Here is a 23,602-nt window from a genome sequence, read left to right on the forward strand (position 1 = left end):
GCGACTTGGCACGAGGTGACGAAATTAGGGCGAACTCGGATATGATGCGGTATTCGCGGATACCCATTCTGTCATGCACGACTCCCCCGAGAGTAGCCGGTCGGCCCCACGGAGACGCCACGCCGGCGACACTGAAAGACGTCGGATTCAATCCATAGAAACTGGTTTTGCGCTGGTGACTACGCTTGTCGATGCGGCCACCCCCTTGTCACTAGGCGATTTGGCCAAGCGTGCAGGCATGAGCGCGGCCAAGGCGCACCCTTACCTAGTCAGTTTCATCAATGTGGGGCTGGTGCGTCAAGACGTGGTGACCGGTCAGTACGAGCTGGGGCCCTTTGCTATGCAAATGGGCTTAGTCAGTTTGCAAAGACTGGATCCTATACGTGTCGCCCTCCCTCAAGTCAGCGCCTTGTCCTCTCGCATAGGCCACACTTTGTGCCTCGCCGTAATGGGCTCGCATGGCCCCACCGTGGTTCACATCAGCGAAGCGTCTTATCCCGTGCACGTCAATCTGCGACCAGGCACAGTGATGTCGCTGCGCCATACTGCTACCGGGCGGGTCTTTGCCGCTTGGTTGCCAGAGGCCGTACTCAAACACTTTCTCGAACGCGAAGCCGGAGACAAGGCCGTCGTGACCAGCGTTGGTCACCCGAGCCCCACCGAAAGCGCTTGGCAGGCCGACCTTCAGGATATTCGCGCACGAGGCATGGCACGCGCACAGGGCCACCCTTTACCCGGCGTTAATGCATTTTCGCTTCCCGTGTTCAATCACGAGGGCCAAATCGTGCTTGCACTGACCTGCCTCGGGCCCTCTTTTTTGCTGGATACCGACTGGGAAAGCCCTATCGCAGCATCTCTTAAACAATGCGCTGACATGATTTCAATCGAGCTCGGCAAGCCCGCAGTTTGATACGTAACCTATTTGCCTTCACCCGAAAGGAAACCGCCATGGAAAGGGAACTTGCCCTACATGTCCCCGCCGCCGCACGCACTGCAGTCGCTCGTCAGATGCGCGCCGGCCAAGCTCGCCGCATCTCGCTGCAGGCCCGCTACTTCGACACCACCACCCGTGAATTGGCAAGCGCAGGCATTGCCCTGCGTTTACGCAAGGAAGGACGACGTTGGGTGCAGACGCTGAAAGCACCCGGGCCCGACGCCCTATCGCGCGTCGAGATCAACCACCTACGCAGCGGCCCCGAGCTAGACCTGTCGCTTTATATCGGCACCCCCGTGGAAGCACTGTTGGCCAAGCTTTCCGAAAACCTAACGCTGCGTTACGAGACCCGGGTCACCCGCCTGGTCAGCGAAGCTCAGGTTGGCGAAGCGCTTATTGAAGTTGCCTACGATCAAGGCAGTTTGCTGGCAAGAGATCTAGAACTACCCATCAGCGAGGTCGAGTTTGAACTGAAAGCCGGCCCCATGTCGGCCCTGTTTGATCTTAGCGAGCAGTGGCTGCAGGCCTATGGTTTATTGCTTGAAGCTCGTAGCAAATCACAGCGGGGTGACGCCTTGGCCCAGGCCGCCGTGCAATCGGGTGGCGTTGCCCGCAAACCTGGCGACGAGCACGCCCCGCTTGCCTTGTTCAACGCCAGGCGCGCTCAAGCCATCAAGCTCTCTGGTGGCATGCGTCTGGATGAGGTGTACCAGGCCTGCGTAACCGAATGCCTGTCTCAGATTGTCGCTAACACCGCCCTGGCTGCCGGGGTAGATGCGGAAGACGCTTCCAGGCAGCAACAGGTCGAGTATGTTCATCAATTGCGCGTGGGCATAAGGCGTCTGCGCTCGTGCTGGAAGTTATTTCAACCTTGGATACCTCGGCCTGAGGCCGAGATCATGAATCAGTTGAAAACCGCCTTCAACTTATTCGGCGCGTCGCGCGACGATGATGTCGTCACCTTGGAAATTGCCCCGAAACTGGCCCAGGCCGGCATGCCCGAGCTTCAGCCCCTGGCAAAAAGCAAGAAATCAGCGGGCACCTCTGCCGCCTCGGTCGCCAGCAGCAAAGAATTGCAAACCACGCTACTGCGCCTGCTGCGCCACTTGATTGCCATGAGCGAAACACCGCCCACTGCCGAAGCCGACATACGCGCAGAAAAGGCCCTTACGCAAAAACTGGATGAATGGGTGCGCAAACTTGCCAAAGAAGGGGGGCGCTTTATGCGCTTACCCATAGAGGCCCAGCACGACCTGCGCAAGAAGGCCAAGACTTTGCGTTACAACCTGGATTTCTGTGAAGACTTACTACCACGGCGTAGCTTGCAATCCGTACGCGTAGATTTGGCGCATATCCAAGACGTATTGGGCGACCTCAACGATTACTACGTGGCGCAGTCGTGTTACGAGCGTCTTGTCGAGCAACAGCCGCAGGCTTGGTTCGCCCTAGGTTGGCTGAAGGCCATGCAAACACAGCGCCAGACCCAAGCCCAGGCCGCCTTTAAAGAACTGCGCAAGCTTAGCCTAGGCAAACGTTAAAATCAGAGCGCCAGGGGCTCGCGACCGTGCGAACCCCTGCTGCAGCGCAAGTGCCGACCGATATCGATGCGCTTGCTTCAGTCGCCCACCAAAGCAGCGGCAAACTCTTTGGCTACGAACGGCTGTAGATCGTCCATGCCCTCGCCCACGCCTATCCAATACACTGGCACAGGCCTTACCCCTTGGCTACCGGCTGCCACCGCTGCCAGCACCCCGCCCTTGGCAGTGCCGTCCAGTTTGGTGACCACCAACCCGGTCAGATTGATAGCCGCATCAAAAGCGCGAATTTGCGCCAGGGCATTCTGCCCTGTATTGCCATCGACAACGAGCAAAACTTCGTGCGGCGCCTGAGCATCCGCCTTGCCCACAACACGCCTGATCTTTTTAAGCTCTTCCATCAGGTGCAGTTGCGTAGGCAAACGCCCTGCCGTGTCTACCATCACGATATCCATGCCTCGCGCACGACCTGCATTGACAGCATCAAACGCAACAGCGGCTGGGTCGCCACCGTCTTGGGCAATGACAGCAACATTGTTGCGCTCGCCCCAGATCACGAGCTGCTCACGCGCAGCCGCCCGGAATGTGTCGCCGGCCGCCAGCAAGACTTTCTTGTTATTGGCTTGGAAGGCATGGGCCAGCTTGCCTATGGATGTCGTTTTTCCAGCACCATTGACCCCGGCGATCATCACCACCTGAGGCGCTGGACGATCTAGCGGAAACGCACGTTCCAGAGGCGCCAAGTGCTCGGCGATCAAATCACGCAGTGCCGTCTTGACTTGAGCGGCATCGGTGATTTTCTCCTTGCGCACTTTTACGCGCAAAGCACCCAGCAGTTTTTCTGTGGCCTCCATACCGGCATCCGCCATGATCAGCGCGGTTTCCAGCTCTTCGTATAAGGCATCATCGACCTTGGCGCCAACGAATAGACCACCAATACTTTGCCCGGTGCGAGACAGACCACGCGTCAGCCGCGAAAGCCATGATGCTTTCTTTGCCGGCGGCTGAACCTCGGGCGTGGGCTCGGCACTCGCCTGGACACCCAAATCCGGAGCGGCCTCTTGCTGAGGCTCATAGGACACCGGTTCGGGCTCGACCTCTGGCAGCACTGGGGCCTTGGGCTCTGACTCTACGATAGGTGTGACGGAAGGCGGCGCAAGCGCCGCTTCAACAGGCGGCACCTCGGCAAGCGCTTCTTCGACCTGAGCCGGCGCGACCTCTGCGACCTCTTCAGGGGTCTGCTTATTCGGCTCGGGCGCTTTTTTGCGTTTAAAGAAACTGAACATAGGCCTTACACTAGCGGAAAATAAAACCTCGACCCCAGTTTCCTGTTGCCGGGCAATTGTGAAAAAACACAGAATTCGTATTGTAGGCGGTCAGTACCGTCATACCCCGATTCCCGTGGTAGACGTGCCGGGCCTGCGCCCGACCCCCGACCGCGTACGTGAAACGCTGTTCAACTGGCTGCGCCACCTTTGGGGCGGGCACTTTAACGACAAAAGCGTACTCGATCTGTTCGCCGGCACCGGCGCTTTGGGCTTCGAGGCCGCATCGCTTGGCGTTTCTCATGTTCAGATGGTCGAACAAAACCCAAAAGCCGTGGCCAATTTACGCGCCTTGCGCGACAAATTGGGTGCGCGATGCGTGCGCATACATCCCGGCAATGCCGAGATGGTGCTCGAACGCCTTGAGGCCGCTCGCTTCGACCTTGTTTTTCTTGACCCGCCTTTCGGTCAAGACTGGCTGGTACGGGTGCTGCCCACTGTTGCGTCGTTGCTGACCCCCAACGGGCTGGTCTATATTGAGAGCGAGTCGCCCCTTTCGGCGCCCGAAAACGCTATTATCGTGCGCCAGGGGCGCGCCGGACAGGTGCACTTCGGTCTGATACAATTTGCTGCACTGCACGATAACGTCGGCGGCCAATCGGGCTCGGCTACTGACGTTCCCACCGAAGGCGAGCCCAATCCTACATAAGCCGGCGGCTTAAGGCCTCGCTTAGCAAAAAACTTTCGGAATTGTCATGATCACAGCAGTCTATCCCGGAACATTCGACCCACTGACCCGTGGCCATGAAGACTTGGTGCGACGAGCCGCTGGGCTGTTCGACCACGTTGTCGTGGGTGTGGCCCATAGCCAGGCCAAAAAGCCATTTTTCACCGTCGAAGAACGCGTGGAAATCGCTCAGGAAGTCTTGGGTCACTATTCCAACGTAGAAGTCAAAAGCTTCGAAGGTCTGCTTAAGGATTTCGTGCGCGATCAGAATGCCAGCGTTATCGTACGCGGCCTGCGTGCAGTCTCCGATTTCGAATACGAGTTCCAGATGGCCGGCATGAACCGCCACCTGTTGCCCGAAGTCGAAACCTTGTTCATGACGCCCTCAGACCAATACCAGTTCATCTCTGGCACATTCGTGCGCGAGATTGCAATCCTGGGTGGCGACGTCAGCAAGTTCGTGTTTCCCTCTGTTGAACGCTGGCTGCAAACCAAGGCTCGCCAGCTTCAAGAGGCACGTAAGGCCTGAGGAATAGCCATGGCGTTGCTGATCACCGACGAATGCATCAACTGCGACGTCTGCGAGCCGCAGTGCCCGAACTCGGCCATATACATGGGTGACGAGTTTTACGAGATAAACCCTGACCAGTGCACGGAGTGCATAGGCCACCACGAAGAACCCCAATGCGTGGTGGTCTGCCCGGTAGAGTGCATAGAAAAAGACTCGGCGCACCCAGAAGACCAAGCTCAACTTCACGCCAAGTATTTACGACTGGTGCAAGCCTGAAAGAAAGCACTTGCCCCAAGTGTCCTGCGGCTTTTTAAGGCCGCAGTATGTTCTTCAGGGCGCCGCCCAAGCCACGCAAGGTTTGCTCGGCTTGAGACGGCGTTTCTCCAGACCCGCCTAGCACCTCAGGTATCTGCAAGGCGCCACCTGCGGCGCTGCTGCCCCCCAGCATATCCAGCAGGCCGCGCTTGAGTGCCTGCTCGGCAACTTTGCCGCCCAAACGATCCCATTGCACTTGGTAGGCGGGCTGGCCAAGAGGGCCCGTGATCATGACAGGTATGGTCAAACCACGAATATTGATGGTTTTGCCACCATCCGGAGACTTCAAGGTACCCGTCACGCGCACATCCAAACGCATATCGATGCGCGAGTTCACGAGATCCACCGTCGCCGGCTTGCCCTGGGCTACTTGAAAGAGCGAGGACTGCACAGCCAACTGCTTCACGTCAGCCACACCTTGCTTGATGACGGTATCCAGCGTCAACGACGAGAAAGCGGTTCGGGCATCGGCGCTAGCCTGCATACTGACATCCACACGGCGTCCCGCCAGAGCGGCCTGCACCGCCTGGCCCAAGCTGCTCAGGGTTCCCTCGACATCGACGCCTCGAATGGAACCAGACTGAATGCGCAGCTTGGTAGTACCCGCCAGTTGCAGAAGGCGCTCTTCCTGGGTGCCACCCTGAGTCCGCAGATCAACATCCAAATTGGTTTTACCAGTAATCGGGTGACTAAGCCCCACCAAGCGCGAGAAAGGCTCGGCCTGAACCCCTTTAAGCGAAGCGCGAGCAGTCATGGCCGATTTCGCATCTACGCTTAAACGACCGGTAAACGTGCCATCATAAAGCTGGGCTGACAGGCCATCAACAAGCAGAACCCCGTCTTTGGCAAGCACCTTGGCCTTGACTTGTTGAGCCTCGAGACCGCGCCCCTTGAGGGAACCAATATCCACCTTGCCGGTGAGATCCAGATCTTGCAGCCATCTGAAACCAGACGCTTGTGCGACAGCAGTAGCGGGCTGCTCATCGGACGCAGGCGCGGGCTTCGTCTCTGCTTGAGCGACCGCTGGCGCGGCGGTCTCGGCATCGGCTTCTGGAGCCGGGGCTGTTTTTTCATCGGTGCTGGCAGGCGTTTCGGCCGGGGTGGCCGCTTCAGGTTCGGGTTCCTGAGGCGCAGGCACGGGCGGAAAGAGCTTGTCTATATCGACCGCATCTGCCTGCAAGGCAAACTGCCAACTGGGATCTTGCCATTGACGCACGCCCAGGGAGAAATTCAAGGGTGTGCCGCTTAGCACCGCATTCAGGTCACTATCCAGCCCCTCGGCCCCGACATGCAAGCTGCCAATAAAGGGAAACTCATAGCTGCCTGAAGGAAGGTAGGCATCATTGATGCGCACGTCTCCTTTGATGGCAGACAACACCGCTTTATCGTTAGAGACATCCCACTCGACAGGGGAAGCCAGCACAATTTGGGTGAGTTGCTCGCCCTTCTTGATCTGGGCATCAAACTGGGCGGCTTTAAGCGTCAACTGCCGCGCGTGGCCGCCCAAGCCTTCAAGACGCATGGAAACACCCAAGGTGCGCTGGCCCGTCTGCTTGAATGAGGCCTGCACCGGCTGACCGCTTGCCTGCTCAGGCGAGATGGACAACTGAGGCGCATCAACAGCCAGCTCGAACTCTTCCGCGCTTTCGCCCGCAGGCACTTGGGCCTTGGCACGCAACGCCAGCTTTTCGGTGACAAATTCGAGGCGGCTGGGATCCATCTTGAACTTGGGAACAGCAAGGCTGGCCTCTATGCCTTGGACAGGTCGGTCACCCTCGACCTGACCTTCGAAGCGCCACTCGATCTGGCTGGCGTCAACCATATGCGACGCGCCGTCGTAAGCCACATTCCCCCTTACCGACAAGACCTGCGCCTGAAGCTGATCCAGGCGACCCGAAGCTTGCAAACTGAGCTTCTGCGCTGAATAGGAGTCGCGACCAGGGTCGAGCTTGACCAAGGCCTGGCCAGAAATCGAGGCGTCTATATCGGGCGCCTGCCCTTTTAAAACAGCACTCAAAGTGACGTCAAAGGGCTGATCAAACGTCACTCGGCCCGTATTGACCTGCAGTTTGCTTAGCTCTGCGCTTTGACCGGTTTTGCGGTCCAGGTAAAAGATTTCGCCGTCTCTGAGTTCGAGGCCGGCTATATCTACATTCAGGGAGCCCTCTTCTTGTCGTGCGTGAGCACCCTCGCCCTGCGCTTGCGAGGCGGGGGCATCTGCAGTAGAGGCAGGCTCGGCCCCCAATAAATCATCGAAGTTAAAACCGCCTTCTTCGTGGCGCACCAAATTGGCTTTGAAACCACTTACAGAAACATGATCAACCACAAAGCGGTCGAATAGCAGAGGCCAGATGGCGACGGCAAAACGAGCGCTATCCACTGAAATGAAAGGCTCTTTGCTTTCTTTCTCGGTTAACGTGACGTCTCGCCCAGCCAAGGCAATACGCGGAAAAAGCGACAATTGAAGGTCGCCATCTATGCTCAACGTACGCTGGTAATGCTCGTAGACCCAGCTCTGTATCTTGCCCTTGTACGAGTTGGGGTCTAACGTAAGCAGGAAGACCGCGACCCCTGCCAAAGCCAGCACCACCACCGTAAGCAAGCCGATCAGGACGCGCTTGAACCCAACTTTCATCTTTTACCTCGAGCCGACATTCGGCTTCGCATTGCGTGAATATTAGGCTGAATGCTAACCTAACTTGCTTGCCCATTACAGTTGTTGCACGTATGCTGCGTAGCAATTAATACAAAATCGGGCCTTGGCCCCGCGCGCAAGAATAAAAATCACCAAACGCGCCCCTGACAAAAAAATACGTTTTCTTACTACTCCGAGACAAGATATCGCCATGAAACTTGAAACCCTTGCCATTCATGCGGGCTACCGCCCCGACCCCACCACCAAATCGGTGGCGGTTCCCATCTATCAAACGGTTTCCTACGCTTTTGACAATGCCCAGCATGGCGCCGACCTCTTTGACTTGAAAGTCGCCGGCAATATTTACTCCCGCATTATGAACCCCACCAACGCCGTCCTGGAAGAACGCGTCGCGGCGCTGGAAGGGGGCGTGGCAGCGCTGGCCGTGGCTTCAGGCATGGCGGCTGTCGCTTACGCCATCCAGACCATCGCCCAAGCCGGCGACAACATCGTCTCGATCAGCAAATTGTATGGCGGCACCTACAACCTGTTTGCGCATACTTTTCCTCGCCAAGGCTTGACGGTTAAGTTTGCGCCCCACGACGATCTCGCGGCTCTTGAAGCCCTCATCGACGACAAAACGCGTGCGGTGTTCTGCGAAACCATAGGCAACCCTGCCGGTAACATCGCAGATATCCAGGCCCTGGCCGACATCGCCCACAAACATGGCGTGCCGCTCATCGTCGACAACACCGTTGCCTCTCCGGCGCTGTGCAGGCCTTTCGAGCACGGGGCCGACATCGTCGTACATGCGCTCACCAAATACATGGGCGGCCATGGCACAACACTAGGCGGTGCGGTAGTAGATTCCGGTAAATTCCCTTGGGCCGAGCACGCCGACCGCTTCCCGCTGCTTTCCGAGCCCGACCCCTCTTATCACGGCGTCAGCTATACAGAAACATTTGGCGCCGCAGCCTTCATCGCTCGCTGCCGAGTCGTACCGCTGCGCAACACAGGCGCCGCCTTGTCACCTTTCAATGCCTTTCAGATTCTGCAAGGTATCGAAACCCTGCCCTTGCGCATGGAACGCCATACCGAAAACGCGCTGAAAGTAGCCGAATTTCTCGACAAGCATCCACAAGTAGAGTGGATCAACTACGCGGGTTTGCCCAGCCACCCCGAACACGCATTAGCGCAACGCTACCTCGACGGCAAACCAGCTTCCATTTTGTCGTTTGGGGTCAAGGGCGGATTTGATGCGGGTGTGCGTTTCCTCGATGCCCTGCAACTCATTCTGCGCTTGGTCAATATCGGGGATGCCAAATCTTTGGCTACGCACCCAGCCTCAACCACGCATCGTCAGTTGGATGACGCCGAACTGGCTGCCGCAGGCGTTTCCAAAGACCTGGTACGTCTTTCCATTGGGCTGGAACACATCGACGACTTGCTCGCCGATATCTCGCAGGCCTTGGAAGCCAGTAAGGCCTAAATGCCATCTTATGCGCTCCGGTGCATTGCCGCCCACGCTAGCGGGTGGTCAATGCGCCGAGCCGACTGGCCGGCTAGCTCAGTTTGGAGCGTGGTGTTATTTCTTGCCCGTCAGGCTGGCCAGCACACCCATCAGCGTCATCGCATCAGGGCTTTTGTCTGGCACCGCCCCGTCAGGCGTAAGATGATCTATTACCTGCGGCAGAATCGCAGCCAAATTACCCAGCACCGAGTCGGCATCTTGGCCAACTTGAGCAGCCAGTTGGCTGACATCTTCCTCACCCAAAGCCGAGCGAAGCTGCGCGCCGGTGACGGGCAGGTTCGCACCCGAACCCAACCACGATGCGACCACCTCATTCAACCCGCCCTGACGCAGCTTTTCCAGCAGACCGGCCAAGCCGCCCGGATAACGCTTGACGAAATCGAGTGCGGCCGGCAGCAACGCCCCCAAACCAGAAGACTGGCCACCTGCCAGCGAAGACACCAAGGAATTGAGCATACTCATTGCGGATTTCTCCATCTAATTAGGCCATACCGCCCCGACGCTTGTCGGAGCCTCTTTTGTCATGAACTATACACGCCAGGCTGGGCCGGATGTGAGCATTTGTCATTTCCCGAGATTTTCATCTAATGACGGTGCATACCGCATTATGAAAAACAATGCGTGGAACCTTTGCAGCGCTTTAATCTGAGCGCTTGGCCCAAGCCATTCCATAGTGTGACCGCCCCTTTAAACAGGGGTCGGGAAGACTGAAGAAAACAGCATTTTTCGAATTTTAGGCAGGAATTAGCTTGAAAAAGCGGTAATTTGTTACTGGATAGGTGGTTTTTTGGGCCTTCAGGTATATTAATCACTTCAAAAAAAATGCTGTACTGCAGCAAGGAGGAGCTGATGCAAATAGGTATCCCACGCGAAAGCCTCGTCGGCGAAACGCGTGTCGCGGCGACGCCTGAAACCGTCAAGAAGCTCGTTGCCGGCAAACATGCCGTCATTATCGAGCGTGGCGCCGGTATCACCGCGAATTATCCCGACGAGGCTTATGAAGCCGCAGGCGCCACATTAGTGGACGCCAGCCAGGCATTGGGCGCAGAGCTGGTGCTCAAAGTGCGCTCGCCCTCAGAACAAGAGATAGCGTCGATGCGCAAAGACGCCGTTCTTGTTGGCATGCTAGACCCTTTTAATCACGAAGGGCTGAAACGACTGGCCGAATCAGGGCTGACCGCTTTCTCCCTCGAAGCCGCACCGCGCATCACGCGCGCGCAAAGCCTGGACGTACTTTCTTCCCAAGCCAACCTGGCCGGATACAAAGCTGTCTTATTGGCTGCCCATCATTACGGGCGTCTGATCCCCATGATGATGACGGCTGCCGGCACGCTCAAGGCTGCCCGTGCTGTCATCCTGGGGGCTGGCGTGGCCGGCTTGCAAGCCATTGCTACGGCACGCCGCTTGGGTGCGGTGGTCGAAGCCTCCGATGTGCGCCCCGCCGCCCAAGAGCAAGTGGAATCACTGGGCGCCAAGTTCATCGAGGTTCCCTTCGAAACCGATGAAGAACGCGAGATCGCCCAAGGCGTAGGCGGCTATGCACGCCCCATGCCTGCCGCCTGGATGGCCAGACAAGCCAAACTGGTGGCTGAACGCTGCGCACAAGCCGATATCGTCATTACGACCGCCCTGATTCCAGGTCGCCCCGCTCCCACTCTGGTTTCCGAAGAGACCGTAAAAGCCATGAAGCCGGGCTCAGTCATCGTCGATCTGGCAGTCGAAAGGGGCGGCAACTGTCCGCTCTCGGAACGCGATCAAGTCGTGCAAAAGCATGGCGTCACCCTGGTGGGCTATACCAACTTGCCGGCGCTGGTTCCCACCGACGCCTCGGCCCTGTATGCCCGCAACCTGCTCGACTTCCTCAAGCTTATCGTCGATGGCGAGGGCAAGCTGGCCATCCAGCGCGAGGACGAAATCGTCGCCGCCTGCCTGATGTGCACGCAAGGCAATCTCATTAGGAGCGCGTAATGGAAGCTATCAACCCTACCCTGCTCAATCTCATCATTTTTGTACTGGCCGTTTACGTGGGCTTTCACGTTGTCTGGAACGTTACGCCGGCACTACATACTCCCCTGATGGCCGTCACCAACGCCATTTCCGCCATCGTCATCGTGGGTGCCATGCTGGCCGCCGGCCTGACCGAAGGTAACCTTGCCCGCTTCATGGGCGTGTTCGCTGTGGCGCTGGCTGCCGTCAACGTCTTCGGCGGCTTTCTCGTCACACGGCGCATGCTCGAAATGTTCAAGAAAAAAGAACGTAAAGGCGGAGACAAATCGTGATATCCATCAACCTCGTCACCCTCCTCTATCTCGTTGCCTCAGTCTGCTTCATTCAGGCGCTTAAAGGGCTTTCCCACCCGACCACCTCCCGACGCGGCAATGTGTTCGGCATGGTGGGCATGGCCATTGCCGTACTCACCACAGCTGCCTTGATCGTTAGCTTGGCCAAACCTGGTCAAGCAGGCGTGGGTCTGGGCTGGATACTGCTGGGCCTGGTCATTGGCGGCAGCGTTGGCACCCTTATGGCCAAGCGCGTTGAAATGACCAAAATGCCCGAACTGGTCGCTTTCATGCACAGCATGATTGGTCTGGCAGCCGTTGCCATCGCCGTGGCAATCGTGGCCGAACCACAAGCCTTCAACATTGCACCCGAAGGCGGCATGCTGCCGGTAGGCAACCGGCTTGAGCTGTTCATCGGCACATTCGTGGGCGCCATCACGTTCTCGGGTTCCGTCATCGCTTTTGGCAAGCTCTCGGGCAAATACAAGTTCCGGCTCTTCCAAGGCGCACCAGTTGTGTTCAAGGGCCAGCACATGCTGAACCTGCTGTTGGCCGTTGTCATGATAGTCTGCGGCCTGTGGTTCATGGCCACGCAAGAATGGCTGCCATTTATTATCATGACCGCGCTGGCCTTCGTGTTGGGTGTGCTTATCATCATCCCCATTGGCGGTGCTGATATGCCGGTCGTCGTTTCCATGCTGAACAGCTATTCAGGGTGGGCAGCAGCAGGCATAGGCTTTTCGCTCAACAACTCCATGCTCATCATTGCGGGCTCGCTGGTGGGTTCGTCGGGTGCGATTCTGTCCTACATCATGTGCAAGGCCATGAACCGCTCCTTCTTCAACGTCATTCTGGGTGGTTTTGGCGGAGACGCCACTGCCGCACAAGGCGGCGAGCAAGTACAGCGCAACGTCAAATCGGGTAGCCCCGACGACGCTTCTTTCCTGCTCAGCAATGCCGAGACTGTCACCATCGTGCCCGGCTATGGTCTGGCTGTCGCTCGCGCACAGCATGCCCTGAAAGAGCTGGCCGAGAAGTTGACGGAGAAAGGCGTGACGGTGAAGTACGCTATTCACCCTGTCGCCGGACGCATGCCTGGTCACATGAACGTGCTGTTGGCGGAAGCCGAGGTGCCTTACGACCAGGTCTTCGAAATGGAAGACATCAACAGCGAGTTCTCGCAAACTGATGTCGTACTGGTGCTGGGCGCCAACGACGTGGTCAACCCAGCTGCCAAGAACGACCCGCAATCACCCATAGCCGGCATGCCCATTCTGGAAGCCTACAAAGCACGCACCATCATTGTGAACAAGCGCTCCATGGCGGCAGGCTATGCCGGTCTGGACAACGAACTGTTCTACATGGACAAGACCATGATGGTCTTCGGTGACGCCAAGAAGGTCATCGAAGACATGGTCAAAGCTGTGGAGTAAAACAGGCCCCGCCTTGCAAAAGGCGGGCCAAAAACAGAACCCCCTAAGCGCAGCGCGCCCCAGGGGGTTCTAAAAGTAGTGCAATGCCTCCTTCGGGAGGCATTTTTATGGGCTCAAGCCCGTCGCAGGCCAAACCTGCCGCAGTTGAGAATCAAGCCGGCAAAACCGCCACGGCTTCGATCTCGAACAGCATGCTGTCCAGGGCCAACCTGGGTACAGGAATCAGCGTGCAAGCGGGCTTGGGTACATCGCCCCAGGCCGCCATCAGCTCGGCGCCATACTGCGCCAGCTTGGACTCGGCATGATCCACAATCAAGATCGTCATCTTGGCCACATCTTTAGGTTCGGCCCCGACAGAACGCAAGGCGGTCAGCAGATTATGGAAAGCCTGCTTGACCTGAGCTTGAAAGCCTTCAGGGTAGCTGCCGTCTTCACGCTCTCCGCCTTGCCCGGCAATGAACACCATGCGCGATCCAGGCGCTACATCCGCCACATGAGAAAAACCATAGTTGCTGGGGTCGTACAGACCAGCGGGGTTGGATATCGTCAGTTGGCTGGATTGCTTGAAAGTCGCCATGAATGTCTCCGTAGCAATGGATGGGAAAGCCATAGCTTATCCCAGCCCCACATCTTTGCAAGAGCAAGTCTTTTCCAACATGACATGAGTCTGAACGTGGTCTTGCGTTTCCAGCATGAAACGAGTCTGAAGCAAGCCTGCTTGAAGTCGTCGATCATGAGGCATGGTGATCGATATGCAGGAAGAACAGCTCGACAGCCTATCTGGGAGGGGCATAAACCTCCGCCCCTCCGATCTAAGCCCGCGCAGCTCACGGCATCAACGTGTAAGCATTACTCCTCCCGCTCCCACACAGGGCAAGTAGTCATATAAGGAACCTTACGAAAGATGCCATGGCGCTGCTGCGTGTCACTATCTTGAGGCAGCCGCGCTGGGATACCAAGCCCCACCTATAATGGGTTCGGTTCATTCCCTCATCCACTGCGCCTATGTCCATGCCTGCCCCCACCTCATCCGGCTCTATGCGTGATCGCCTGCTTTCCTATTGGGAGCGCTATGGCGTGTTCTGGCTAGGTGCCTTGCTGGTAGGCTTGGTCTCTGTTGGCTATGCCTCGTTGATGGATTCCGCCTTTGCCCTGTTCAGGCGTATCGAGGCCTATGCCTGGTGGTTGCCTTTAGTGCTGACACCCGCTGGCGCCGCCCTGGCGGTTTGGCTGACACGTAAATATTTTCAGGGAGCCGAGGGCAGTGGCATTCCACAGGTGATTGCCACGCTGGAAGACCACTCCCTGGCTCGCTCCCTGTTGTCGTTCCGTATCATGATAGGCAAGATCATTGCCTCGTTCATCGGCATGTTATGCGGTTTTACGATTGGTCGTGAAGGGCCCACGGTACAAATTGGCGCCTCGCTAATGTACGCCATGAGACGTGGTTACCGGCATAGCAGCGAGTTCATGGAGAACCAGCTTGCCACAGCCGGCGCCGCAGCCGGGCTGGCTGCTGCCTTCAATACTCCGCTGGCAGGCATCGTATTCGCCATCGAAGAACTCAACCGTAACTTTGCCTCGCGCACCAGCGGCATACTCATCGCCGCGATGCTTTTCTCGGGCGTGGTTACCATCAGCCTACAAGGCAATTATCTTTACTTCGGCCAAATCAAAGCGACTATCCCGTGGCTGTGGTCAGCAGTACCGATTCTGTTGGCAGCCGGCATCATCACCGGGCTGTTCGGCGGCCTGTTTTGTTGGCTGCTGCTTAACACCTTGCGCTGGTTGCCCTCGCCTTTGGCTCTGATCAAACGCCTGCACCCTGTTTGGTTTGCTGCAATCTGCGGTTTGGTATTGGCCATTGTGGGCGTTGTTTCTGGCGGCGCCACCTTCGGTAGCGGCTATGCCGAAGCCCGCTCTTTGCTCGAAACACAAGAGCCCATGTCGCCCTTTTATGCGCCGCTTAAATTTATCGCCCTGACGGTTTCATATATGTCAGGTATTCCCGGCGGCATCTTTGCCCCTGGCCTGGCCATAGGCGCAGGGATAGGCAATCTACTGTCTATGGTGGTCACCACGTTGCCACTGCAGGCACTGGCAGCCTTGTGCATGGTGGGCTTTCTGTCAGCCATCACGCAATCGCCCCTGACCGCCTTTGTGATCATGGTAGAAATGACAGACGGCAATGACATGATGATGCCTTTGATGGCGGTGTCCTTGCTTGCGACTCAAGTGTCCAAATGCTTCTGGCGCCTGCCCTTCTATCATGCGCTGGCCTTGAACTACTTGCCTAATGCTGGGCAGGCTAAAGCCGCCCAGCAAACACAAGTCACGTAACCGCGCTAGACCCCAAGAAAAGCACGTTGCACCGCTTCGTCGCCCTTGAGTTGTTCTGCGCTGCCTTCGCCCACGATGCGCCCCGCTTCCATCAGGTAGCCACGGTCGGCGATAGAGAGCGAGATGGAAACGTTCTGTTCAACCACCAGCATGCCCACGCCTGTTTCTTTTACGCGGCGCAAGGCGCCAAATAACTCTTTCACGACAATTGGGGCCAGACCCAGGCTGGGTTCGTCCAGCAGCAAGAAGCGCGGATTGCTCATCAGCGCACGACCTATGGCTACCATTTGCTGCTCGCCACCCGACATCGTCCGTACCATCTGACGTTTACGTTCGGACAACCGGGGGAAAAGCTCGTACACCAAGGCATGACGATTGGCTTCGGTAGCACGAGCCCGCTTGGGGTTGGCGCCCAGCAACAGGTTTTCTTCGACCGTCAGATCACCGAATACACCCCGCCCTTCAGGAACCAGCGCAACACCCATTTCGGGTATGCGGTGAGCCGCTACCCCTATCAAAGGCTGGCCGTCCAGCGTCACGCTGCTGCCGGCCTCGGCCGGCACCAAACCGCCTATGGCTTTCAGCAAAGACGACTTGCCTGCGCCATTGGCACCCAGAATGACCACGGTTTCGCCCTCGGAGGCCTGGACCGAAACCTCGTTTAAGGCCAGATGCCGTCCGTAACGTAAGGAAAGCTGGCTGACTTCAAGCATCTTCGTCTCCGAGGTAGGCTGCCACAACGGCCGGGTCGGCCAAGACTTGTGCCGTCGGACCATCGGCGATCTTGGTGCCCGCATTCATGACAACGGCCCGACTACACAAGGCCCGTACGGCCTCCATGATGTGTTCGACCAGCAGAATGGTCATGCCGCGCTCTCGCAGAGACATGATCAAGTCTATGCCTACGCGCAGTTCTGTGGGGTTAAGGCCGGAAAGCCATTCATCTAGCAACAGCAGACGTGGGTCAGCGGCCAGCGCACGTGCAAGCTCCATGCGCTTTTGGTCTATATAGGTAAGGTCAGCCGCGTGCTCGGGCCCACGGCCCTCCAGCCCTACCTGTTGAAGCAGCTCTTCGGCGCGGCTGCGCGCCTGGGCTCCCCACAGCGGTTTGCCGCGGAATGCCAGCGCGGTAATCACGTTTTCGAGGACGGTGAGTGAGGGTAAAGCACGCACCAGCTGAAACGTGCGGGCTACGCCCTTATGCGCAATTTTGTGTGGCGGCAAACCAGACAACACCACACCGCCCAAACGTATGGAGCCAGACGTGGGAGGCAAGGCACCGGAAATCATATTGATGACCGTGGTCTTGCCTGATCCGTTGGGGCCCAACAAGGCAACGATCTCGCCTTCTGCCACCGTAAAGCTGACGTCGTTGACAGCTTTAAGGCCGCCAAACTGTTTGCAAAGATTCTGGATTTCCAACAGGGTGCTCATGACGCGCCTCCGGTACGTGCGCCCGTGCGCAAGCGTTTCCAGCCACCCTCGAAGCGCGAGAGTATCCCATCAGGAACAAGAAAGACGATAGCGATAAACAACACCCCAAGAATGATGGAATAGTGCGCGGGGAAGTTGGCGCTTAGCCATTCAAACAATAGGAACAGCGGGACGGCGCCAAGTGTGGGACCCCACAAACGATGCGCGCCGCCCAGGAAGGCCATGATGACGGTAAGGAAGGAGATGGTGGGGTTGAACACGATGGCCGGCTCTATGTATGTCCAGCGTGGTGCCTGAATAGCCCCCACCAAAGTGATCAGCGTGGCGCTAAGGGCAAAAAGGCCCAGCTTGATACCGGCAATCGGTATACCGGTATGTGCCGCTACGACTTCGTCATCACCAATGACCTTGAGCGCCAAGCCTATGCGCGACCGCGAGATCAGCCAACCTATGCCCAGCGTAATGGCTGCCAGCGCCAGCAGTTGCCAGTAGATTTGCTCGGCAGTGATAGACAGAAAAATATAACGCCCCAAGGTAGCAGTGACGTTGACTTCGTACCATGACACCAATTGGCGCACGAGTTCGGCCAAACCAAAGGTGAAGATGACAAAGTAGATGCCCGCCAGCCTTAAGGTAGCCAAGCCCACAACCAAGGCCACGACAAAACCTATAAGCGCGGCAATGGCCAACACGACGGGGTAAGGCAGATGGTCGCTTAGTACAGCAACGGTGTAGGCACCGATACCAAAAAAGGCTACCGTTGCCAGAGAGATATAGCGGGTGGGGCCCGAGAACAAGGCCCAGGCACTGGCCAATGTAACGTAGCCCGCCATGCCCAGCATCAGGCCCACGCCATATTCTCCACCCAGCTTGCTGGGCAGCAGTGCCAAGCACGCCAATGCTACGGCGGCAACCACAATGAACAATAGCGCGCGCATCATCGGCTTGCCCCTTTGCCGAACAAACCAGAGGGCCGCCAGAGCAGCACACCCAGGAATACAAGATAGGTAGTCGCCAGCGTGAGGCCAGGATCTACATAAGTAGCCACCAGGGTTTCAGCCACCCCCAGCAGCAAGCCCGCCACCAAAGCGCCCATGAGGTTGCCTAAGCCCCCCATGATGACGATAACCAGCGCTTTCATGGTGAAGACCACGCCCATTGCCGCCGTGAAGGTTTGGTACATGGAGATCATGACGCCGCCAGCCGCAGCCAGGGAAGTGCCCAAGGCAAACGCAAAGCGTGCCGTGCGGTTGAGGTCGATGCCGACCAAGGGTGCGGAACCCGGGGCCACGGCGATGGCGCGAACGGTGGTACCCCAGCGCGTACGCGTGAGCACCCAGAACAGCACGCCCCCGATGACCACTGCCAAGCCGAAGGCGAGCAAGCGATTGGCAGCCAGCGTAGTGCCAAAAACTTCTACGCCGAAGTTCAAATAGTTATAGCTGGTGTAATTGGAACCGAAGAACGCCATCATCACGCCCTGCAGTACGAACATCAACCCAAAAGTGGCCAAAATGGAATCTACCTCTAGCGTGCCCCGCTTGGCCGAACGAGTGACCAAGGGCTGCATCATGAGGCCGTAAACCACATAGCCGAATACAAATGCCAGCGGCAATACGACTGCCATCCCCAACACGGGGTTGATGTTCATGGTGGCAAACAGAACGAAGGCACCAAACGCGGCAAAAATGACGATCTCGCCATAGGCAAGGTTCAAAATGCGCGAAATACCGTACTGCAATGACAGGCCCATGGCGACTAAAGCGTATGTTCCGCCTAGCACCAGGCCCGAGATCAGCGCCGTGGTCAGCATGAGCCGGCCTCTTCTCTAGGATTGAATGAGCGCCCCGCAAGGGGGCGCTGGTTAAGGGTTACTTCTCGCCCCAAGGCTGCTTGGGCAGACGCGGCTTGCCCGCACCAGGCTGGTCAGCCGGCTCGAGTCCGACGAAAACGCCGTCTTGCCACTGCCCCGTCCACCAGATGTCGCGCAACTGGTTGTTTTCGAGCTTGGTTTCGCCCAATACGGTCTGGAAGGTGCCGTTGGCGAGCTCTTTGGCGACAGCGTCGCGGTCAAGGCCAACCCGCTTGATGGCTTCAGCCAACATCTGCAGACCAACGTAAGTCATGGTGCTGGCCCAGGAGTCAGGCACTTGACCGGTGACTTCTTGGTGACGCTTGCGGTAATCCATAAGCGCTTTGTTGTTGGGGTCTATGCCACCCAGGCTCATGACACCCTCGGCATTTTTGCCGTTAGCAGCGAGGTAGTTGGGGAATGCCGTACCCACGCCCAGGGCGAATGCCTTGGGGTTGAACTTGGCTACCTGCGACTGTTGTGTAAGGGCAAAAGTTTCAGGTGGGTAAGAGAACGCCACGAAGCTGTCGGCGCCTGAACTTTTGGCCTCGTTCAGCATGGGGGTGAAGTCTGTTGTGCCCACAGGATAGGTGCGGTCCATGACGATCTTAAGCCCTTGCTTGGCGAATGCCTCGCGCGCGGCTTTGATGAGATCGATACCGAAACCTTCGGCCACGGAAATTACCGCCACTTTGTCGTTGATTTCGCCGCGCTTGTAGGCTTGGCCCAGCACGTCGGCCATGGCGCCCGCGTAATCGGCACCCCCACCCAGCAGCCAGAAACTGCGTGGCCAGCGCTTGGCAAAATCAGAGGCGCGATCCGTGACTGAGGCGGAAGCAAACTGCGGATAGCCGTGGCGGTCGAGCAAAGGCGCGACCGCCAGGTTAAACCCGGTGCTCCAGGGAGAAAGAACGAAATCCACCTTGTCTTGAGTAATCAGGCGCTCGGTGGCGCGTACGACTTCTTCGGCGGAAGAACGGTCATCGTATTCGACGACTTCGATGGGCAAGCGCTTGCCGTCGGGGAGTTCGAGACCACCCGCTGCGTTGATTTCCTCTACCCACAGCTTGTAGTTGGGAATGGTAGTAATGCCGGCGCCGCCCGCATTCACACCCGTTTTGGAGACGGCATAGCCGATCTTTACCGCTTTGCGCTCTTGTGCACTAGCCGGAGCCATGACGGCGATTCCCATCGCCAGGGCTGCCGCGCACGTAAGGGTGCGCATGGCGAATCTGCGTGACATAGAAACCATGATTTGAATCTCCTTGGGGTACTACTTGTTATGGAGCATGCCGCACAATCGGCCTGCTTTTTTTCAAAACAGGGGGCACCATTTTTATACGCGACTACCTTCTGGCGTCGAGCATATCACGCTGCCCTCCTCCTGTAGGCTAGTAAAAACCTTAGCGTTCAGGAACCGTAAACGGCCCTGTTGGCGTGTCTTTACCCACCGCTTACCGTCCCCTCGCCGTCTGGCGATTCTTCGCGCTGAGGCTTGGCGGATTTGAAGTCGGCAGGCAAGCCAGAGCTGGGCTCACCCACTTGTTCGGCAACCGGCTGCGCATCAAAATTGGTCAGTAAACGAAGGACGTCAGGACGCGCGTAATGGCCGGCCGAGTCGCAGATGTACTTAATGTAAACGATCTGCTGCATGTCGAGGTCGCCATACAGTATCGTTTCGGTTTCAGTATGCGGCCCGGCCACGAACAAACCGTTAGGCCCAATGATGGCGCTCCACCCGCCCCCTACGCGAATCATGTCCTCTTGCCCTTGCAAGCCTAACTTTTCGATAACTTGCTCGTTGACGCAAGACTGCACGTTCAGCACAAAGGTTTGCCCCGCCAAAGCATGATGACGTGCAGCGGAGGCGGTGACATCGTTGAAGAAGCCGGAGTTCGGGTCGTGGGTGAGCGCAGAAATGCCGGGCCAGGCTGCAATATGAATTTGCTCCCCCATGGACGTCAGGGCATAACGTGCAAGATCCATGGTGTGTTCCCAGCAGATCAAGCCGCCCAGCTTGCCGATGGCGGTATCCAGCACAACGACGTCTTTGCCGTCACCCCTACCCCAGACCGTGCGCTCGACATGGGTAGGCTGCAGCTTGCGGTGGCGACCGATAAGCTCGCCCGTATCGCTAAAGTACAACTGCGAGTTGTACAGTGTTCCGCCGTCGCGCTCGGTGACTCCCATCACCACATAGGCCCCAGCTTTGCGGGCTGCAGCGCCGATTCGGCGCACACAATCTGAGTCTAGCTCTACGCTATTGGCAAAGAACTCGGCAAACAGCGGCGCACCGCGAGTAGGGGTGTGCGTCCAGATCCAGAACGGATAGCCTGGAATGAATGACTCGGGAAAAGCAATCAGCTGCGCCCCTTGGGCGCCCGCTTCTTCGATCAGGCGACATGCCTTGTCAGTAGACTTTTCGCGATCCAGAAATTCGGAAGCGGCATGCACAACAGCCGCCTTAATGACGGGGTAGGAATCTCCCATAGTCTCCTCTTCTCTTGTAGTGGAGCCGGACCGCAAGAAGGCTTGCCGGCATTCTCGAAAATTATTGTCCACCCCGCTTATCGTGGCTTCCCGAATGTTGCCCAGCTTTTGCAGAATCCTGCTTTTTCAGCGCAGCACGGGCCGGAGATTTGTTTGCCTGAGGCGATGCAGTAGAATGCATTAGTAAGAAAATACTACTTGCCCTTGATTCGTTTTATCCGCCTCAATCGGTGCGTATTTTGGCACCACATCGATACGGAGCCCACTAAGTGGACATGGTAGAAATCCGCGAACGTGACACCCATCTGGTCGCCTACCGCGAACGCAATGTTCTGCTTACCGACAGTACGCCCTTTAACTGGGGTTTTGCTCACGCCTCGCTAGTGCGTGAGGCGCCTTGGAATGCACGGCTGCCGGCTATCCCGCATATAGGCATCGCCTTTAACTTGCGTAGCCCCACGCTGGTTACCCGTATGATGGGCGACCACGACGACACTGACGCCGCCTGGCTACACCCTCACCAGTTCAGCGTGTTGCCCAGCGATACCGAAGTGCACTGGCACATAGATGGCAAACCCGACACGCTCTTGCTATATGTGCATCGTCAGGTATTTGACGAGGTCTCTGCCACCATCTTTAACACCGACCCCGCAACCATAGATCTATTGCCACGCTTGGCTTACGCAGACCCGCTGCTGGCCAGTTTGTGCCTAGAGTTTGTACAAGCCTTAAACCAACCCTCGCTGGTCTACGACACCAAGTACATGCAGTTGGTCACCACGCAGTTTGCCTCCTGCCTGATAAAAAACCACTCCAATTTAACGCTGCGAGCCTTGTCGTGCGACACTCACCCCTCGGGCGAAAAAGTCGAGCGCGCCAAGGCCTTCATGAAACAGAACCTGGGTCTGAACATCAGTCTGGACGCCATCGCCGATGCCGCCGGCATGTCGACTTTCCACTTCATACGGGAATTCAAATCACTGAACCAGGTAACCCCCTATCAATACCTGCTCAAGATGCGTGTGGACACTGCTCGTCGACTCTTACGACAGCAACGCTATACACTGGCAGAAATTGCATTGGAATGCGGCTTCTCTACTCAAAGCCACTTTACCCATGTATTCAAGAAAATGACCGGCCTCACCCCCAAGGCGTACCGCCTGAGTCACTGAGCCGGCCTCCACACATTATTTACGCGACTGTTTGCCCAGCATGCCCACTACCGACTCCTGCCAATGCCGTGATATTCAACACTTGATGCAAGGCGCCAGCCACTTCAAGCAGCGCTTCTACAGCCAAGACCCCGAACTCATGCGGCAATTGGTAGAACAAGGTCAGTCGCCTGTCACATTGGTGATTTCATGCAGCGACTCTCGAGTCGATCCAGCGCTTTTAACCAACGCCAAGCCGGGTGAGCTTTTCACCGTGCGCAACGTCTCTAATATCGTTCCGCCTTACGGCCCCAGCGCCAACTTTCACGGTACCAGTTCGGCTATAGAGTTCGCGGTGCGCGACTTGCAAGTGCCCAACATCATCGTGTTGGGACATGGCCGCTGCGGGGGTATCCAGGCTTTGCTCTCTACTTTGTCGGGCAACGATATGCAGCGCGATTTCATCGCCGACTGGGTTTCTATCGCCATGGATGCCTGCCGTCAGTTCGTGGGCGACCCCGACAACCCTGGTTCGCAAAAAGAAATCTCGATAGATCTGTTAAGGGAACACCAAGACTTGGTCGAGCGCGCATCGGTACAGGGTTCGTTGCGCAATCTGATGACTTACCCGTGGCTGCGCGCCCGCGTAGATGCGGGCAATCTGCAGCTGCATGGCTGGTGGTTTGACCTTGAAAGCGGCGACCTTTGGACGACCACGCCCGAAAGCCCCACACTGCTCTTGCCCGTGATTTAAACGACCGGGGGTGTAAGGCCCCTTTAGTTTTTCAAGCGGCGGCCAGGGCCTTGGCTTTAGCAAGGCTGTCTACGACCTCAAGGAATTTGAGGAAGCCGCTGACTTCGAAAACCACACGTACCGTAGGCTGCAAACCGCTGAAAACGATCCGACCGCCGTGCTGCTCGGCGTACTTGTAAGCCATGAAAAACACGCGTAGCCCTGCGCTGGCCACGTAGTCGAGCTGCTCACAGTCGAAGACCAAGAAGACATTTTCTTGAGACGCCAATTCGCCAACCAGGGGCTCGAGCTGGGGGCGTGTTGAGGTGTCGAGCCTGCCGTGCAGGCTAAGTCTATGCTGGCTGGGCCCCCAGGATTCATGAACCACACTGAATGACATTACGTTTCCTTTGTTGTCGCCCTACAAAAGACACTGG

Annotated in this window: 23 protein-coding genes; 12 read left to right on the forward strand and 11 right to left on the reverse strand. The window is 57.3% G+C overall.

Translation table 11 applies throughout. From position 1 onward, the window contains the following. Nucleotides 1–73 precede the first annotated feature (73 nt). Nucleotides 74–910, forward strand: a complete 837-nt coding sequence (locus H0484_RS06740) for an IclR family transcriptional regulator (RefSeq protein WP_226953783.1) — start codon at nucleotides 74–76, stop codon at nucleotides 908–910. A 38-nt stretch (nucleotides 911–948) separates the two neighbouring features. After that, the gene (locus H0484_RS06745; RefSeq protein ID WP_226953784.1) at nucleotides 949–2,472 is read left to right on the forward strand and encodes a CYTH and CHAD domain-containing protein; all 1,524 of its coding nucleotides are present in this window, start codon (nucleotides 949–951) and stop codon (nucleotides 2,470–2,472) included. 77 nt (nucleotides 2,473–2,549) lie between these two features. Here H0484_RS06745 and ftsY read toward each other — a convergent pair whose 3' ends face one another. Continuing rightward, nucleotides 2,550–3,755, reverse strand: coding sequence for a signal recognition particle-docking protein FtsY (gene ftsY, locus H0484_RS06750; protein ID WP_226953785.1), 1,206 nt, complete (start codon nucleotides 3,753–3,755; stop codon nucleotides 2,550–2,552). A 58-nt stretch (nucleotides 3,756–3,813) separates the two neighbouring features. Here ftsY and H0484_RS06755 point away from each other — a divergent pair, with 58 nt between their 5' ends. The 3 genes from H0484_RS06755 to H0484_RS06765 are packed head-to-tail and all read left to right on the forward strand — an operon-like array spanning nucleotide 3,814 to nucleotide 5,248. Further along, nucleotides 3,814–4,443, forward strand: a complete 630-nt coding sequence (locus H0484_RS06755; protein ID WP_226953786.1) for an RsmD family RNA methyltransferase — start codon at nucleotides 3,814–3,816, stop codon at nucleotides 4,441–4,443. Between the two features lie 46 nt (nucleotides 4,444–4,489). Beyond that, nucleotides 4,490–4,990, forward strand: a complete 501-nt coding sequence (gene coaD / locus H0484_RS06760; protein ID WP_226953787.1) for a pantetheine-phosphate adenylyltransferase — start codon at nucleotides 4,490–4,492, stop codon at nucleotides 4,988–4,990. A 9-nt stretch (nucleotides 4,991–4,999) separates the two neighbouring features. After that, nucleotides 5,000–5,248, forward strand: a complete 249-nt coding sequence (locus H0484_RS06765; RefSeq protein ID WP_226953788.1) for a YfhL family 4Fe-4S dicluster ferredoxin — start codon at nucleotides 5,000–5,002, stop codon at nucleotides 5,246–5,248. A 34-nt stretch (nucleotides 5,249–5,282) separates the two neighbouring features. On the opposite strand, the gene H0484_RS06770 is transcribed toward H0484_RS06765, so the two are convergent. After that, complete coding sequence (locus tag H0484_RS06770) at nucleotides 5,283–7,922, reverse strand: AsmA family protein (RefSeq protein ID WP_226953789.1); 2,640 nt, start codon at nucleotides 7,920–7,922, stop codon at nucleotides 5,283–5,285. A gap of 211 nt (nucleotides 7,923–8,133) precedes the next feature. Between H0484_RS06770 and H0484_RS06775 the strand changes: the two genes are divergently transcribed. Next, nucleotides 8,134–9,411, forward strand: a complete 1,278-nt coding sequence (locus H0484_RS06775) for a bifunctional O-acetylhomoserine aminocarboxypropyltransferase/cysteine synthase (RefSeq protein ID WP_226953790.1) — start codon at nucleotides 8,134–8,136, stop codon at nucleotides 9,409–9,411. Nucleotides 9,412–9,507: 96 nt separating this feature from the next. Here the strand turns inward: H0484_RS06775 and H0484_RS06780 are convergent, their stop codons facing one another. Beyond that, nucleotides 9,508–9,915, reverse strand: a complete 408-nt coding sequence (locus tag H0484_RS06780) for a YidB family protein (protein ID WP_255644611.1) — start codon at nucleotides 9,913–9,915, stop codon at nucleotides 9,508–9,510. A gap of 387 nt (nucleotides 9,916–10,302) precedes the next feature. Here H0484_RS06780 and H0484_RS06785 point away from each other — a divergent pair, with 387 nt between their 5' ends. Genes H0484_RS06785 through H0484_RS06795 form a run of 3 tightly spaced genes read left to right on the forward strand, consistent with a single transcriptional unit; the run spans nucleotide 10,303 to nucleotide 13,165 of the window. Beyond that, complete coding sequence (locus H0484_RS06785) at nucleotides 10,303–11,421, forward strand: Re/Si-specific NAD(P)(+) transhydrogenase subunit alpha (RefSeq protein WP_226953792.1); 1,119 nt, start codon at nucleotides 10,303–10,305, stop codon at nucleotides 11,419–11,421. Next, nucleotides 11,421–11,732 (forward strand): NAD(P) transhydrogenase subunit alpha, encoded by a 312-nt coding sequence (locus H0484_RS06790; RefSeq protein WP_226953793.1) that lies wholly within the window; start codon nucleotides 11,421–11,423, stop codon nucleotides 11,730–11,732. The genes H0484_RS06785 and H0484_RS06790 overlap by 1 nt, the downstream gene beginning before the upstream one ends. Next, nucleotides 11,729–13,165 (forward strand): NAD(P)(+) transhydrogenase (Re/Si-specific) subunit beta, encoded by a 1,437-nt coding sequence (locus tag H0484_RS06795; RefSeq protein WP_226953794.1) that lies wholly within the window; start codon nucleotides 11,729–11,731, stop codon nucleotides 13,163–13,165. Before H0484_RS06790 ends, H0484_RS06795 begins: the two co-directional genes overlap by 4 nt. Before the next feature lie 151 nt (nucleotides 13,166–13,316). Here H0484_RS06795 and H0484_RS06800 read toward each other — a convergent pair whose 3' ends face one another. Further along, nucleotides 13,317–13,742: a RidA family protein gene (locus H0484_RS06800; protein ID WP_226953795.1), complete on the reverse strand. Its 426-nt coding sequence runs from the start codon at nucleotides 13,740–13,742 to the stop codon at nucleotides 13,317–13,319. Between the two features lie 434 nt (nucleotides 13,743–14,176). Between H0484_RS06800 and H0484_RS06805 the strand changes: the two genes are divergently transcribed. After that, on the forward strand, nucleotides 14,177–15,505 hold the full coding sequence (locus H0484_RS06805; protein WP_226953796.1) for a chloride channel protein: 1,329 nt from the start codon (nucleotides 14,177–14,179) through the stop codon (nucleotides 15,503–15,505). A gap of 5 nt (nucleotides 15,506–15,510) precedes the next feature. Here the strand turns inward: H0484_RS06805 and H0484_RS06810 are convergent, their stop codons facing one another. The 6 genes from H0484_RS06810 to H0484_RS06835 form a co-directional block, all read right to left on the reverse strand. After that, the gene (locus H0484_RS06810) at nucleotides 15,511–16,218 is read right to left on the reverse strand and encodes an ABC transporter ATP-binding protein (protein WP_226953797.1); all 708 of its coding nucleotides are present in this window, start codon (nucleotides 16,216–16,218) and stop codon (nucleotides 15,511–15,513) included. Continuing rightward, a complete protein-coding gene (locus H0484_RS06815) occupies nucleotides 16,211–16,939 on the reverse strand; it encodes an ABC transporter ATP-binding protein (RefSeq protein ID WP_226953798.1) in 729 nt (242 codons plus the stop codon). Before H0484_RS06815 ends, H0484_RS06810 begins: the two co-directional genes overlap by 8 nt. Beyond that, complete coding sequence (locus tag H0484_RS06820; RefSeq protein WP_226953799.1) at nucleotides 16,936–17,880, reverse strand: branched-chain amino acid ABC transporter permease; 945 nt, start codon at nucleotides 17,878–17,880, stop codon at nucleotides 16,936–16,938. The genes H0484_RS06815 and H0484_RS06820 overlap by 4 nt, the downstream gene beginning before the upstream one ends. After that, the gene (locus H0484_RS06825) at nucleotides 17,877–18,752 is read right to left on the reverse strand and encodes a branched-chain amino acid ABC transporter permease (protein WP_226953800.1); all 876 of its coding nucleotides are present in this window, start codon (nucleotides 18,750–18,752) and stop codon (nucleotides 17,877–17,879) included. Before H0484_RS06825 ends, H0484_RS06820 begins: the two co-directional genes overlap by 4 nt. 58 nt (nucleotides 18,753–18,810) lie before the next feature. Further along, nucleotides 18,811–20,016 carry an amino acid ABC transporter substrate-binding protein gene (locus H0484_RS06830; protein WP_226953801.1) on the reverse strand — a complete coding sequence of 402 codons (1,206 nt, stop codon included), beginning with the start codon at nucleotides 20,014–20,016 and terminating at the stop codon, nucleotides 18,811–18,813. A gap of 218 nt (nucleotides 20,017–20,234) precedes the next feature. Continuing rightward, on the reverse strand, nucleotides 20,235–21,281 hold the full coding sequence (locus tag H0484_RS06835; RefSeq protein ID WP_226953802.1) for a carbon-nitrogen hydrolase family protein: 1,047 nt from the start codon (nucleotides 21,279–21,281) through the stop codon (nucleotides 20,235–20,237). Between the two features lie 275 nt (nucleotides 21,282–21,556). On the opposite strand from H0484_RS06835, the gene H0484_RS06840 reads away from it, so the two are divergent. Together H0484_RS06840 and H0484_RS06845 are read left to right on the forward strand one after the other, a co-directional pair. Further along, entirely contained in the window at nucleotides 21,557–22,453 is an 897-nt protein-coding gene (locus tag H0484_RS06840; RefSeq protein ID WP_226954119.1) for a helix-turn-helix transcriptional regulator, read from the forward strand. A gap of 40 nt (nucleotides 22,454–22,493) precedes the next feature. Further along, complete coding sequence (locus H0484_RS06845; RefSeq protein WP_226953803.1) at nucleotides 22,494–23,186, forward strand: carbonic anhydrase; 693 nt, start codon at nucleotides 22,494–22,496, stop codon at nucleotides 23,184–23,186. Nucleotides 23,187–23,217: 31 nt separating this feature from the next. On the opposite strand, the gene H0484_RS06850 is transcribed toward H0484_RS06845, so the two are convergent. Beyond that, the gene (locus tag H0484_RS06850; RefSeq protein WP_226953804.1) at nucleotides 23,218–23,565 is read right to left on the reverse strand and encodes an STAS domain-containing protein; all 348 of its coding nucleotides are present in this window, start codon (nucleotides 23,563–23,565) and stop codon (nucleotides 23,218–23,220) included. Nucleotides 23,566–23,602 lie beyond the last annotated feature (37 nt).

The organism is Mesopusillimonas faecipullorum (assembly GCF_020539505.1).
Lineage (GTDB): Bacteria > Pseudomonadota > Gammaproteobacteria > Burkholderiales > Burkholderiaceae_B > Mesopusillimonas > Mesopusillimonas faecipullorum.